Consider the following 13,239-nt stretch of genomic DNA (forward strand, 5'->3'; position numbering starts at 1 on the left):
TCGCAGCTAGAGCTAATAGATTCAACATTTGCAATCTTAAGTAAGTAAGTCAACCTAATTATTCATAAAATATGGGAAGTGTACAGACGCGAAATTTCGCGTCTGTACGGAAGTAGAGGAGGTAGGAAAAATAACATTTGATGTTTAATTAAGTGGAGCTACTTATCTCAGCAAAATTCTGGTTGATCGCAGATTTTATTGTTATCCTAATCTTGCCTAGTCGCTAATTTAAGTATATGTCAGCCAACCAAACATCTTTGACTCAGATTCCTGATTGTGCTTGGAAACGTCCTCTCGGTAAAGGATGGGAAAAACCTTACACAGTTCGCTACAGCAGTAATTTGGATGATGGTGCTTGGCATGGAATGCCTTTAGGTGGTTTTGGTGCGGGTTGTATCGGTCGTTCTCATCGCGGTGATTTTAATCTTTGGCATCTGGATGGTGGTGAACACGTTTTTCGTTCTCTTCCTGCTTGTCAATTTAGTGTATTTGAAAGCTCGGAAGCTAAAACTCAAGCTTATGCTCTCTGTACCGAACCTCCTGAAGATGGAACTTTATCTCGTTGGCAATGGTATCCGAAAGAAAAAGGAAACTATCACGCTCTTTATCCTCGCAGTTGGTTTGAATACCAGGATGTTTTTCAATCTCAATTGACTTGTGAACAGTTTTCTCCGATTTGGGCAGAAAATTATCAGGAAAGTAGTTATCCTGTCGCTATTTTTGACTGGAATGTTCATAATCCCACAGATAAGCCGATTACGCTTAGTATTATGCTGACTTGGCAAAATACGGTTGGTTGGTTTACCAATGCGATTAAATCTCCCACTGTGAAAGTCAGGGATGATGGTAGTCCAGTTTATGAATATCAACCCAAATGGGGAGATAGTACGGGAAACTTTAATCAATGGATTCAAGATAACTATCGCGTTGGTTGTTTACTCAATCGCATTCAACCCCATGCAGAAATTCAGGAAGGTGAAGGACAAATTGCGATCGCGACTGTAACTAATCCAACTTTAGAAGTATTTTATCTCAGTCGTTGGCATCCTGATGGTGATGGTGCAGATGTTTGGGATTATTTTGCAGCAGATGGTTCTTTACCAGATAGGCAAGATGAAACCCCTGCAGATCCTGGGGAACAAATTGCCTCTGCGATCGCAGTACGTTTTACGGTTAATCCAGGTAAAACTCGTCAAATACCTTTTGTTTTAGCTTGGGATTTGCCTGTAACAGAATTTGCTCAAGGAATTAAATATTATCGTCGCTACACGGATTTTTTTGGACGTACTGGTAATAATGCCTGGAGTATTGTTAAAACTGCTTTAAAACACAGCGATTGGTGGCAAGAAAGTATTCAAGCTTGGCAAGAACCGATTTTAAAACGTCAAGATTTGCCAGATTGGTTCAAAATGGCGTTATTTAATGAATTATACTTGCTTACCCAAGGTGGTACTCTTTGGAGTGCAGCAACCGAAACCGATCCTATCGGACAATTTGGGGTACTAGAGTGCATGGACTATCGTTGGTATGAAAGTCTTGATGTGCGTCTGTATGGTTCGTTTGGTTTAATGATGTTATGGTCGAAGCTAGATAAGTCGGTTTTAGAAGCTTTTGCTAGAGCGATTCCGAAAGGAGATGATACTCCTCGTATTATTGGTTATAATCGGGCGCAAGCGATTCGTAAAGCAGCAGGAGCAACTCCTCACGATCTCGGCGCACCTAACGAACATCCTTGGCAAGCTACTAACTACACTTCCTATCAAGATTGTAATCTGTGGAAAGATTTACCAAGTGATTTTGTTCTACAAGTATATCGAGATTATGTACTAACAGGATCAAAAGACAGCGAGTTTCTCTGGGAATGCTGGGATAGTATTGTTGTCACTTTGGCATATCTTAAAGAATTCGATCTCGATGGAGATGGTATTCCTGAAAACTCTGGCGCACCAGATCAAACCTTTGATGATTGGAGATTACAAGGAATTAGTGCCTATTGTGGTGGTTTGTGGATAGCTGCCTTAGAAGCTGCGATCGCAATTGGTCAGATTTTAATGACTCATCCTCCCATGAATCCTAATTTACAACCACCAGACTATCCTCAAGGTATTGAAACTGTAATTAATCATTATCGAGTATGGTTACAACAGGCGCGATCGCTTTATCATGATACTTTGTGGAATGGTGAGTATTACCGTCTTGATAGTCAAAGTAATTCTGATGTAGTGATGGCGGATCAACTTTGTGGTCAATTTTACGCCAGATTATTAGGATTACCTGATGTCGTCGAAGAACAATACACTAAATCTGCTTTGAAGAAAATTTATCAGGCTTGTTTCCTAAAGTTTCATAATGGCAAATATGGCGCAGCAAACGGAGTTTTACCTGATGGTAGTCCAGTAAATCCTAATGATACTCATCCGTTGGAAGTATGGACGGGAATTAATTTTGGTTTGGCAGCTTTTATGTTGCAAATGGGAATGAAAGCAGAGGCGTTTCAACTAACAGAAACTGTGGTAAAACAAGTATATGAAAATGGTTTACAATTTCGTACTCCTGAAGCAATTACTGCGGTTGGTACTTTCCGCGCTAGTCATTATTTAAGAGCAATGGCGATTTGGGGTATTTATGGAATTTTAGTTGATTGGAAGTAATTTAGTGGTTCTCAGTTGAATGAAATACAATTAAGCTGACAAAGTTTATTTCTTCCAAGGCAGTTTTGTTCCCATCTCTGTCCACGCTGAAAATATTAAATAAAGAATCAAAAAAGCTACACCTAATAAAAAGGGAACTACGTCATTATCCATAATTTTGGTTAGACTAATTTATTACCAATCAATTTTTTTAGACTCTAATCAATTTATCTCCCTATTTCTAAGAGAGAAAAGTTTTGGTCATCAAATAGAGAAGGTCTGTAAAATTAAACTAAGACATCTCTTTTTAAGACAAAAAAGAATGGTTGCTGCATTCCTTTGAAATCCATTAAACCCAAGACTATATTTTCATCTACTTTCCTAAAAACATCATTAATTGGCAAATAATCATAAATCATAGTTGCGCTAATTTTCTGACGATGCTCCATCATCCTAATTCTTGCTTTACTTTCCTCCGTTTTCATCATTGGATTCATAAAAGTAAATACAGATTTCATTGCTTCATTTCTGGGAATTGGAAAACGAAGTGTTAAGTTCATTAAAATTGGATTTGGATCGACCTTAAAAATTTTATTATTGCTATCTAAAAACAACAAAGGATGAACTTGCTCTGGGTTAATAAATTCTTTGCCATACCAGTTAGCAGTTTCCAGTAAACCATCCATCGGATGATTAGTGTGAAAACCAGAACCCTTCCATCTACCGATCATGAAATCTAAATCTACCGTATCTAATTCGTCAAAGAGTTGCAAAGCTTCTTCTGTAGTGGTTTGCCCTTGTTGTTGAATCGTCTGAAATTTTTCTAAAATATTCATCTTTTTTCTCTACAAAAAATGAAAATGCTTTAATTATTATAGTAAAATGTTGATTTGTAGCCTAACTCGGTTGCTTTGATTACTAATAACAAAAAAAACACTACTTGTTTACGCGATCGCGCCTTTGATCAAACCTCTTCATCTTCTATTCTCAGTAGCTATCAAAAGTAACTACACTGTCTTGTTAAAATTAGCCTAATCCTATTTATCGCTCAAAATACAACAATGTCATCACCAGTAATTAATACTGTTAATTAAAATGATGGAGTCTTTACCAGAAGACAAACAAAATAAAATTGTCGAACATTTAAGAGAATATATTCAAGATTTGCAAGACGAAGAAAAATGGAACAATTCTTTTAACAAAACTCAAGATAAATTGATAGCTGCTGCTAAATTAGCTAAACAACAAATTGCTGAAGGAAAAGCCAAACCAATCGATTATAATCAGCTATGAAATCTCAAACTCTTCCTTCTTTTTGGGATAATTATAAATTGCTTACAGAAAAAACTAGGCGCAGCGCAAGGAAAGCTTATCAATTATGGAAAAAAAACCCTCTCTTCCATCTTTGCATTTTAAATGTATTAATAGTTAAGAGAATATTTGGTCAGTTAGAATTAGTCGTAGTTATCGTGCGATCGGTATTTTAGATAATGATACTGTAACTTGGTTTTGGATAGGTAATCATGATAATTATGAAAAGTTTTTTAGTTAGTTTGCCTCTCTATAAAAAAAGCCCATTGCCTCATAGAATAGAGGTTGGGGCTAGATAAAACTATCAAATATTTGTAATACTCACTTGAATATTAATATTGATTTTGATAATTTAAATTAAAAATGTTAGTTATAAAATGAATTAATTATAATTATTCACCATCTAACTAAAATTACTCAAGTTTTAAATTTATCCTTTATTTTTTATAATCATAACTTTGATTATTTGATTAACTGTTTCCTGAGAAATTGATAAAGATCTACAAAGTTTAGATAAAACTGCTTCTTCATCATCAGAAACTTCACCATCAGAAAGTATTAAATCAGTTGCCACGGCAAAAACAGTTTCATGTAAATATTCTGGAAGAGATGAAACCGCAACTTTTAATAATGAATCTACTCCTTGAATTTCAATAATTTTCATTAGTTTGTTAATCATTCTAGAAACATGATCGCTAGGATAACTTTGAAACAATTTCATTCTATATAAAGTTGCTACTAAACTTTGGATTTCTTCATTAGCAAGATATCCGTCAGCAGCAATTGTAGCTAACATAATTCCAGCAAAAGACTCTGCTGGACTTAAATCAGTATTGCTTTTAGTTCTAACACTGGAAAAGTTGTCAAATAAACCCATAACAAATTTGTTGAAAATCTTGTAGTGTTCATTATTTATATTTCCCAAAATGTTAAACAAAGTAACATTTATGTAGATAAAATTATATATTTCTAATGTTTTAAAAATTTAAATAAATACTTGACTTTATCTTTGCGCAAGAAAAAAACATCCACAGATAAACACAGATAGATTTATCGCTTGGGTTTCAAAGCAATCTAGAGATAAACTACCCTTTTCCCAAAACCTACCCATATAATAAGACTTAATGTAAATTCACCTGTTGATCCGCAGTCGCGAACCATGAACAGTAACTTTCTCAACCGTCTTAACAGTAGCGATCGCCATGTGTTAGTATTTGATGGTGGGATGGGTACAAAGTAAGCAAGTACAAAATATATAGATAAACCATTAAATAATACTTAGTTCAATAAAATGAAAGTTAAAGGAATTATACGGAATAACAGTATTGAGCTATTGGAAAATATATCTATTGCTGAAGGGACAGAAGTTACTATAGAAATTACCGAATCTTCTTTAATTAATCGAGATAGCCAATGGCAACAACTCCAAAAAGTTATTGGTAGTTGGAAAGATAATTTAGAGATAGATGTAATCTTTAATGAGATAGATCAAGAACGTCACAAATATCATGGACGAGATCTCAACTTTGAAGATTTTGAAGTAAGTTGATATGTATTTATTAGATACAAATATTTGTATTGCTATTCTCAAAAATAATTTAAAAGTTATTCAACAGTTTCAGCTAAAATATAGTGATTGTTATCTTTCTTCCTTGGTTTTAGCAGAACTTTATAAGGGTGTTTATTATTCTAATCGGGTTGTTGAAAATCTCAATACTTTAACTGAATTTGCTGACGCTTTACCTACAATAGATTTTGATAACAAAGCAGCTATCGAATTTTGCAAAATTCAATTTGAACTTAGAAAAATTGGTAAAGCGATAGGAGAATTAGATGCTTTAATTGCTGCTGTTGCTCGTTCTCGACAAGATATTGTAGTTACTAATAACACTCGTCATTTTATTAATATTCCTAATTTACAGTTAGAAAATTGGTTTGATTCCTAATTTTATTAAATGCGATCTCGGCAAAGCCGAGGCGCGGAGCGATCGCTTTTTAAATCAACCTCTTCATCTTCTATTCGCAATAACCATCAAAAGTAACTACACTGTCTTGTTAAAATTAGCCTAATCCTATTTATCTCTCAAAATATAACAATGTTATCACCAGCAATTAATATCGAGTCTTTACCAAAAGACAAACAAGATAAAATTGTTGAACATTTAAAAGAATATATTCAGGATTTGCAAGACGAACAAAAATGCAAAAATTATTTTGACAAAACCCAAGATAAATTAATAGCTAGTGCTAAATTAGCTAAACAACAAATTGCTGAAGAAAAAGCGACACCAATCGATTACAATAAGCTATGAAATCTCAAACTCTTCCTTCTTTTTGGGATAATTAATAGATCGCCTACAACAACTCTAAAAAATAATCTAAATCTATTCTTGCTTGCTTCAAAATTTTTGCTAAAGTTGATCGCTTTACGGGTTTGTGGACTGGTACTGTGATTTTAAGAGTTTCGTTAGGTAGTCATCCACAGATAAACACAGATAGATTTATCACTTGGGTTTCAAAGCAATCTAGAGATAAACTACCCTTTTCCCAAAACCTACCCATATAATAAGACTTAATGTAAATTCATCTGTTGATCCGCAGTCGCGAACCATGAACAGTAACTTTCTCAACCGTCTTAACAGTAGCGATCGCCATGTGTTAGTATTTGATGGGGCGATGGGTACAAACTTGCAAGTACAAAACCTCACTGCTGAAGATTTTGGTGGTGCGGAATATGAAGGATGTAATGAATATCTGGTACACACTAAACCAGAGGCGGTGGAGAAGGTACACCGAGGTTTCTTAGAAGCTGGTGCAGATGTTATTGAAACTGATACTTTTGGTGGAACATCGATAGTTTTAGCTGAATACGATTTAGCAGATCAAGCGTATTATCTCAACAAAACCGCAGCCGAATTGGCTAAAAGACTGACGACAGAATACTCTACACCAGAAAAACCTCGTTTTGTGGCTGGTTCGATGGGTCCTGGTACTAAGTTACCAACCCTAGGACATATTGATTTTGATACGCTTCGGGATGCTTATGTAGTGCAAGCAGAAGCTTTGTATGATGGTGGCGTTGATTTGTTGTTAGTAGAAACCTGTCAGGATGTTTTACAAATAAAAGCAGCCTTAAATGCCATTGAAGAAGTCTTTGCGAAAAAAGGTGCGCGTATTCCCCTGATGGTTTCGGTGACAATGGAACAGATGGGAACGATGTTAGTCGGGACAGAAATCGATGCAGCGTTAGCGATCTTAGAAAGATATCCGATCAATATTTTAGGTCTAAACTGCGCCACAGGCCCAGATTTGATGAAAGATCATATTAAGTATCTATCGGAACATTCTCCATTTATTGTGTCCTGTGTACCTAATGCAGGTTTACCCGAAAATGTAGGCGGACAGGCGCATTATAAGCTTACGCCAATGGAACTGCGGATGTCTTTGATGCACTTCGTCGAAGATTTGGGAGTGCAAATAGTTGGTGGTTGTTGCGGTACTCGCTACGAACATATTCAAGCGTTGGCAGAGATGACGAAGGATTTAAAACCGAAAGAACGTCGGCCCCATTACGAACCTTCCGCAGCTTCTATTTATAGTACTCAACCCTATATTCAAGATAATTCTTTCCTCATTGTCGGGGAAAAATTAAACGCCAGTGGTTCTAAAAAATGTCGAGAACTCCTTAATGTAGAAGACTGGGATAGTCTTATTTCGATGGCGAAGGCGCAGGTAAAAGAAGGCGCGCACGTTTTGGATGTCAACGTAGACTACGTAGGTAGAGACGGGGAAAAGGATATGCACGAACTGGCATCCCGTCTGGTGAATAATGTTACTCTTCCTCTCATGCTTGACTCCACCGAATGGACGAAGATGGAGGCGGGGTTAAAAGTAGCTGGTGGTAAATGTATCCTCAACTCAACTAATTACGAGGATGGGGAAGAAAGATTTTTCCAAGTCTTAGAATTAGCTAAAAAATACGGTGCTGGGGTAGTTATTGGTACTATCGATGAAGATGGTATGGGACGAACTGCCGATAAAAAGTTTGCCATTGCTAAACGTGCTTATGATGCAGCAGTAGAGTATGGTATTCCTCCCCATGAAATCTTTTTCGATCCTTTAGCGTTACCTGTATCTACTGGTATTGAAGAAGATAGGGAAAATGGTAAAGCAACAGTCGAAGCAATTAAAAGAATTAGAGAAGAGTTACCAGGTTGTCATATTTTATTGGGTGTTTCTAATGTTTCCTTTGGTTTAAATCCTGCTGCGCGACAAGTATTAAATTCTGTCTTTTTACATGAATGTATGGCAGTGGGTTTGGATGCAGCTATTGTTAGTGCCAATAAAATTTTACCTCTCTCTAAAATAGACGAAGAACATCAACAAGTGTGTTTGGATTTAATTTACGACAGACGAAAATTTGATGGTGATATCTGCACCTACGATCCTCTTGGCGAATTAACAACTTTATTCGCAGGAAAGAAAGCTAAAAAATCCGAAGCAGTTGATAAGAACTTACCCATTGATGAAAGACTAAAACAACATATTATTGACGGAGAAAGAATTGGTTTAGAAGATGCTTTAAATGAAGCTTTACAAAATCATCCTCCCTTAGAAATTATCAATACTTTCCTCTTAGATGGCATGAAAGTTGTCGGAGAATTATTCGGTTCGGGACAAATGCAATTACCGTTTGTATTACAGTCGGCACAAACTATGAAAGCTGCGGTAGCATATTTAGAACCTTTTATGGATAAAGAAGAAGCTGATGATAAAGGTAAAGGAATTTTTATTATTGCAACAGTTAAAGGCGACGTTCATGATATTGGTAAAAATTTAGTCGATATTATTCTATCTAATAATGGTTATAAGGTAATTAATTTAGGGATTAAGCAACCAGTAGAAAATATAATTCAAGCTTACGAAGAACATAAAGCAGACTGCATTGCCATGAGTGGTTTGCTCGTAAAATCTACTGCCTTTATGAAAGATAATTTGGAAACTTTTAATGAAAAAGGTATTACTGTTCCTGTTATTTTGGGTGGTGCTGCTTTAACACCCAAATTTGTTCATCAAGATTGCCAAAATACTTATAAAGGTAAAGTAATTTATGGAAAAGATGCTTTTGCAGATTTGCATTTTATGGATAAATTAATGCCAGCAAAAGCTGCTGGTAATTGGGATGATTTGAAGGGGTTTTTAGATGAATTTGGTGATGGTAAGGGCAAACCGTTCGCCCCTACAGAAAATGGAGGAAATGGCAAAGTTTTTGGTGATGCAAATCCTGATACTATCTTTGTTGATGAGGAAACGAAACAACCAGAACCAGTTGCGATCGATACCAAACGTTCAGAAGCAGTAGCTGTCAATATATTTCGTCCGACTCCTCCTTTTTGGGGAACAAAAATCATTACACCAGAAGAAATTGATTTAGAAGAGGTATTCTGGTATTTAGATTTGCAAGCATTGATTGCTGGACAATGGCAATTTCGTAAACCAAGAGAACAATCAAGAGAAGAATACGATCAGTTTTTAGCTGAAAAAGTTTATCCTATTCTAGATCAATGGAAGCAACGGATTATTGCCGAAAAATTACTACATCCTACAGTAATTTATGGTTACTTCCCTTGTCTGGCGGAAGAAAATTCTCTGCACATATACGACCCGAATGATTCTAAAATAGAACTAGTAAAATGGGATTTTCCCCGTCAAAAATCTGGTCGTCGTCTCTGTATTGCCGACTTCTTTGCGCCTGTAGAAAGCGAGAAAATGGATGTTTTCCCGATGCAAGCGGTAACAGTAGGCGAAATTGCGACTGAATACGCTAAAAAACTTTTTGAAGGTCATGATTATACCAATTATCTGTACTATCATGGCATGGCGGTACAAACAGCAGAAGCTTTAGCAGAATGGACTCATGCCAAAATACGCCGTGAGTTGGGATTTGGCGATGAAGAACCAGATAATGTTAAAGAAGTTTTGCAACAAAAACATCGTGGTTCTCGCTATAGTTTTGGTTATCCTGCTTGTCCGAATATTGCGGATCAGTATAAACAATTGGAGATATTAGATACTCAAAGAATTGGTATGTATATGGATGAAAGCGAACAATTATATCCAGAACAATCCACTACTGCTTTTGTTACTTATCATCCAGTGTCTAAATATTTTAGTGCCTAATAACTGAATTTAAGCAAACAATATAAGATGTCATAGTTTTTCCTATTTTGTCTTATATTGTCTCAGTCTTTTAGAACGGATATATCTCTGCCTCAATTGTGGGTTTGATTTTGCTTCCAATGATTCAAAATATCCTTAACTAAAACTTCTTTAATCCAAATTTGCGAGACAATTAGTAGCGGAATAGCTAGAAATAAACCAAGAAAACCGAAAAAACTAGCAAAAACGACCACTGCTAAAATTGTAAATACTGGCAAAAGATTGACCTCTTCTTTCATGATTAAAGGAACTAAAATTAAACTTTCCACCTGTTGAATCACAATATAAAGCAAAATCGTTGCTCCAGCTTTCCAAGGAGCATCTAGTAAGGCAAATAAGGTTGGTGGAATCACACTCAAGGTAGGGCCGACGTTGGGAATAAATTCTAATAAACCTGCTAAGACGGCATTCACAAAAGGCAATGGTACTCTCAGAATCGATAATCCGACAAAGGATAGAAAGGCGATGACAAGCATCGTAATGAGTGTACCTCTAATCCAACCTACCAAAGAAATTTCGCACTCAAATAGAATTTCATCAACGCGCCTTCTGTAAAAGGCAGGAAATAATAAGATAAAAATGCGTCGGTATTGCGTGGGATCTGCCAAGAGCATGATGGTTAGAACCAAAAACAGCAATATATTTAGGACAGCACTGAGAGAATTATTGAGGAGTACAAAAAAGTTACTGAGGAGTTGGGAAATCCACGTTTGTATTTGTTGAGTTAGATTTTCTAAACCTCGAAACTGTTCAAACTGTTCTAACATCGAACCAGGAATTACAGATTGCAGCCATTCAATCCAAGTACGCAGTCGTTGGGATACTTGTGGCAGGATATTAACTATTTCTTGTAACTGAGTGACCAAACGTGGCACAATCAAGGCAAAAAAGCCAACTATAATCGCTAATAAGATAATTATGGTGATAGCGATCGCAATTCCTCGTTTTACTCGCGATTGTTGTAGTCTCCGAACCACTCGGTTTAAAATGGTTGCTAAAATGACAGCAGCAAATACCAAAAGAACAACTTGCCTGATTTGCCACAGAATGTAACAAGAAACAATTAAAACAATTAAACCAAGCCAATGCTTGAAACGCACAATTTTACCTCCATTAACGAAGTCGAAGCAGGCTCGGTTTTTCCAGCTTTTTCAACTTCGTAAGTAATTATCTAACGAGCGAATGCAGCCAGCATCTGGCTAAGTGTATAGAGAGAGTTTCAATCTAACTTCACAAAGCGGAATAATTTTAAGCCGTTCTGTCGGTCAGACAAAAGCTAACTAAAATATTATCAATAAGCTGAATTGTTGAACACATAATAAATTTAGTTAAGCGATCGCTTTACTGGCAACAAGCTGTTTTTTTAACCAGATCTTTTCTTTAGCATGAAGATAACAAGGATCGGCAAAAATTGCGATCGCGCGCTGATAAGATGCTAGGGCATTGCCATATGCTTCTATTTCAGCCAATAGTAACCCTCGGTTAAACCATGCTTGATGATACTCTGGTTGAATTGCAACTGCTTTATCATAGGAATTAAGGGCTTCGGCAAAGCGTTTCATGGCACTTAAAGCATTACCTCGATTATTCCAGGCTTTACTATAATTACGATCCAGTTCAATCGCACGCTCAAAAGCAGCCAGGGCTTCTCCATATTGCTGTTCCTGACAAAGAGTGCAGCCTAATGAATCCCAATATTTCGGACTTTGAGAGTCTTGTTTAGAATTGACCATCATAAGAATCTTTGATAAAAGATCATTATTACATTATGTATTGCCCGTGCTTTAGTTTGACACCCGACTTCTTATTATTCGATGAATCCTAAATAGACCTAGTTGTTCTTAAGATTATTTTTTGATTAATCTACTCATTTTTTTTAGGTTCTTTTCACAAAATATTGCTCATCGAGTCAGCTTATTTTCAGTTTATTTAGCAAAGATAATAAGTAACAAAAAAAAATTCAATCCGTGAAAAGAAATGAAACGTTTTATGATTGCTATTTTATTGACATTAACAATTTCAGGAATATGCAGAAGAAATAGCTGCTACTAATACTAATTCTATTCCGTAACAATGTAGAACTTACTCCATTTAGTTTAGTAACTAATGGCTATTAAGTCTATTTTGCCAATCAAAAAAATCTTAGCAAAGATCATACATAAAAATTCAGTAAAATTTGCGATCGCTTGAGTAAGCTTAGCATCAGATAAAATTAAATCGTGTTCCATGCTAGCACCAAAAATGCCTAAAACCATGAACCATATTTTTGCCAGAAACCGACCAAAGTTTTTTCGACTAACTATCTTAACTTTAGTAATTTTTGGTATTACTATTTTGTTTGCTGCTAACCCTGCTTTGGCACAAGAATCTTCTGGGGGTATTGGTTTTAATCCTCAAGAATGGTTACGCAGTGCCTTGGAGTGGATCGATAGTGTTGGTGTGGTTGGAGCGATCGCTTTTATTTTTCTTTATATAATAGCTACTGTGGCATTTTTACCAGGTTCGATCCTGACTTTAGGGGCTGGTGTTGTCTTTGGTTTAGTCTTAGGTTCATTATATGTTTTTATTGGTGCTACGTTAGGAGCTACGGCAGCTTTTTTAGTGGGACGTTATCTAGCTAGGAGTTTGGTTGCTCAAAAAATTGAAGGCAATCAAAAATTTAGCGCGATCGACAGGGCAGTTGGACGAGAAGGACTTAAAATTGTTCTTTTGACCCGTTTATCTCCTATTTTTCCCTTTAATTTGTTGAATTATGCCTACGGAGTTACTGGAGTTTCTCTGAAAGACTATGTAATCGGTTCGGTGGGAATGATTCCTGGAACGATTATGTACGTCTATATCGGTTCTTTAGCTGGTAATCTTGCCACCATCGGTACTGAAGCTCAAACTGCTAACCCTGCCTTACAATGGACAATTCGGATCGTGGGTTTGATCACTACGGTAGCGGTCACCCTTTATGTAACTAAAATTGCTCGTAAGGCTTTAGAAAATGAAGTCCTAGAACCTAAAAGCGATTCAAATAAACGATTCGATCTTAATTAGTTAATAAATTTACAATTAAAGGGAAAAAGCAATGGAG

At 36.2% G+C, this 13,239-nt stretch carries 12 protein-coding genes and 1 pseudogene; 8 read left to right on the top strand and 5 right to left on the bottom strand.

What is annotated here, in order from left to right; all coding sequences use genetic code 11:
• The first annotated feature begins 236 nt into the window (after positions 1-236).
• Entirely contained in the window at positions 237-2,651 is a 2,415-nt protein-coding gene (locus STA7437_RS21365) for a GH116 family glycosyl hydrolase (protein ID WP_015195471.1), read from the top strand.
• Positions 2,652-2,917: 266 nt separating this feature from the next.
• Here STA7437_RS21365 and STA7437_RS21370 read toward each other — a convergent pair whose 3' ends face one another.
• Entirely contained in the window at positions 2,918-3,466 is a 549-nt protein-coding gene (locus STA7437_RS21370; protein WP_015195473.1) for a DUF4334 domain-containing protein, read from the bottom strand.
• Positions 3,467-3,725: 259 nt separating this feature from the next.
• Between STA7437_RS21370 and STA7437_RS21375 the strand changes: the two genes are divergently transcribed.
• Together STA7437_RS21375 and STA7437_RS21380 are read left to right on the top strand one after the other, a co-directional pair.
• Positions 3,726-3,923, top strand: a complete 198-nt coding sequence (locus tag STA7437_RS21375) for a hypothetical protein (protein ID WP_015195474.1) — start codon at positions 3,726-3,728, stop codon at positions 3,921-3,923.
• Positions 3,920-4,182 (top strand): annotated as a pseudogene (locus tag STA7437_RS21380) (ParE family toxin-like protein). The gene STA7437_RS21375 and the pseudogene STA7437_RS21380 overlap by 4 nt, the downstream one beginning before the upstream one ends.
• Positions 4,183-4,371: 189 nt before the next feature.
• On the opposite strand, the gene STA7437_RS21385 reads toward STA7437_RS21380, so the two are convergent.
• Positions 4,372-4,818 (bottom strand): tellurite resistance TerB family protein, encoded by a 447-nt coding sequence (locus tag STA7437_RS21385; RefSeq protein ID WP_015195476.1) that lies wholly within the window; start codon positions 4,816-4,818, stop codon positions 4,372-4,374.
• A 414-nt stretch (positions 4,819-5,232) separates the two neighbouring features.
• On the opposite strand from STA7437_RS21385, the gene STA7437_RS21390 reads away from it, so the two are divergent.
• From STA7437_RS21390 to metH, 4 genes are all read left to right on the top strand, one after another.
• Positions 5,233-5,490 (top strand): hypothetical protein, encoded by a 258-nt coding sequence (locus STA7437_RS21390; RefSeq protein ID WP_015195477.1) that lies wholly within the window; start codon positions 5,233-5,235, stop codon positions 5,488-5,490.
• A gap of 1 nt (position 5,491) precedes the next feature.
• A complete protein-coding gene (locus STA7437_RS21395) occupies positions 5,492-5,887 on the top strand; it encodes a type II toxin-antitoxin system VapC family toxin (protein WP_015195478.1) in 396 nt (131 codons plus the stop codon).
• A 150-nt stretch (positions 5,888-6,037) separates the two neighbouring features.
• Entirely contained in the window at positions 6,038-6,253 is a 216-nt protein-coding gene (locus tag STA7437_RS21400; protein ID WP_015195479.1) for a hypothetical protein, read from the top strand.
• A 298-nt stretch (positions 6,254-6,551) separates the two neighbouring features.
• The gene (gene metH, locus STA7437_RS21405; protein ID WP_015195480.1) at positions 6,552-10,121 is read left to right on the top strand and encodes a methionine synthase; all 3,570 of its coding nucleotides are present in this window, start codon (positions 6,552-6,554) and stop codon (positions 10,119-10,121) included.
• Between the two features lie 92 nt (positions 10,122-10,213).
• Here the strand turns inward: metH and STA7437_RS21410 are convergent, their stop codons facing one another.
• The 3 genes from STA7437_RS21410 to STA7437_RS27490 all read right to left on the bottom strand — a co-directional run bounded on the left by STA7437_RS21410 (position 10,214) and on the right by STA7437_RS27490 (position 12,388).
• Positions 10,214-11,260, bottom strand: coding sequence for an AI-2E family transporter (locus STA7437_RS21410; protein WP_015195481.1), 1,047 nt, complete (start codon positions 11,258-11,260; stop codon positions 10,214-10,216).
• A gap of 228 nt (positions 11,261-11,488) precedes the next feature.
• Positions 11,489-11,896 (bottom strand): tetratricopeptide repeat protein, encoded by a 408-nt coding sequence (locus STA7437_RS21415; protein ID WP_015195482.1) that lies wholly within the window; start codon positions 11,894-11,896, stop codon positions 11,489-11,491.
• 360 nt (positions 11,897-12,256) lie between these two features.
• The gene (locus STA7437_RS27490) at positions 12,257-12,388 is read right to left on the bottom strand and encodes a hypothetical protein (protein ID WP_281169241.1); all 132 of its coding nucleotides are present in this window, start codon (positions 12,386-12,388) and stop codon (positions 12,257-12,259) included.
• On the opposite strand from STA7437_RS27490, the gene STA7437_RS21420 reads away from it, so the two are divergent.
• A complete protein-coding gene (locus STA7437_RS21420) occupies positions 12,387-13,202 on the top strand; it encodes a TVP38/TMEM64 family protein (protein ID WP_015195483.1) in 816 nt (271 codons plus the stop codon). The genes STA7437_RS27490 and STA7437_RS21420 overlap by 2 nt on opposite strands.
• Positions 13,203-13,239: the final 37 nt, after the last annotated feature.

Source organism: Stanieria cyanosphaera PCC 7437 (assembly GCF_000317575.1).
Taxonomy (GTDB): domain Bacteria; phylum Cyanobacteriota; class Cyanobacteriia; order Cyanobacteriales; family Xenococcaceae; genus Stanieria; species Stanieria cyanosphaera.